The sequence below is a fragment of the Okeania hirsuta genome, assembly GCF_003838195.1.
Taxonomy (GTDB): Bacteria; Cyanobacteriota; Cyanobacteriia; order Cyanobacteriales; family Microcoleaceae; genus Okeania; species Okeania hirsuta.
In genome coordinates this window covers 1-901 of the sequence record NZ_RCBY01000630.1, presented here as the reverse complement: position 1 = coordinate 901, position 901 = coordinate 1, and the positions used below count along the sequence as shown (strand labels likewise).

1 protein-coding gene and 1 pseudogene are annotated in these 901 nt (G+C 37.6%); both read left to right on the top strand.

What is annotated here, in order from left to right; all coding sequences use genetic code 11:
• The first annotated feature begins 18 nt into the window (after positions 1-18).
• Positions 19-372, top strand: a complete 354-nt coding sequence (locus D5R40_RS33340) for a four helix bundle protein (RefSeq protein WP_124143354.1) — start codon at positions 19-21, stop codon at positions 370-372.
• A 207-nt stretch (positions 373-579) separates the two neighbouring features.
• Positions 580-901, top strand: a pseudogene (locus D5R40_RS33335) (hypothetical protein); the annotation flags it as partial.

Here is a 901-nt window from a genome sequence, read left to right as displayed (position 1 = left end):
TTAAAGGTATTTTAAATTATGGGTAGTCATCGAGAACAATATATATGGAAAAGAGGTGTTAAAATGGCTATTAATTGTTATCAAATAACTCAACATTTTCCCACTTCTGAACTTTACGGTTTAACGAGTCAAATTAGTCGTAGTTGTGTTTCAGTTCCCTCAAATATTGCTGAAGGATATGGCAGAATAAGTAAAGTTGAATATATACGTTTTCTCAGAATTGCTCTAGGTTCTCTCAGAGAGTTAGATACCCAATTAATTATTGCTAAAGCAGTAAATTTAGCTAAACCAGAATTATTTAATTCTATCATTCAAGAAGTTGATGAACTACAACGTCTCATTATAGCCACTATTCGTAAATTAGAAGCATAATTTTCCTCCTTCTTACTTCCTTCTTCCTACTTTCTTGCAACTTCAGTCTTTCCTTCTTCCTGATTCCGTCTTTCCTCCTTCCTTCCTCCTTCTTCCTACTTTCTTGCAACTTCAGTCTTTCCTTCTTCCTGATTCCGTCTTTCCTCCTTCCTTCCTTCTTCCTTCTTCCCTCTTCCTTCTTCCTTCTTTAAGGGGATAACACCAGAAATGAAAACAGTTTATGACTTAGTAGCGCGACAAAAAGAAGAGTTTATGAAACAAATGCAACAACAAAGGGATGAAAAACAACTGCGTGAAGCGTTAGAAATGGGAGGAGGTGAATTGCAGGATTTTCGCGATCGCTCTACTTATTGGCAAGTAGAATGGGTGACAAGGGATGGGGAACGTCATAGTTCTGCTATTGAGAAAAATGATTTGACTGTGGTGAGTGCTGGTATTTGTCTGAGTGGGGGCGATCGACATTTTGATTTACAGTCTTTAGTGGGTGTTGTTAAAGAAGGAAGAAGGAAGAGGGAAGAAGGAAGAAGGA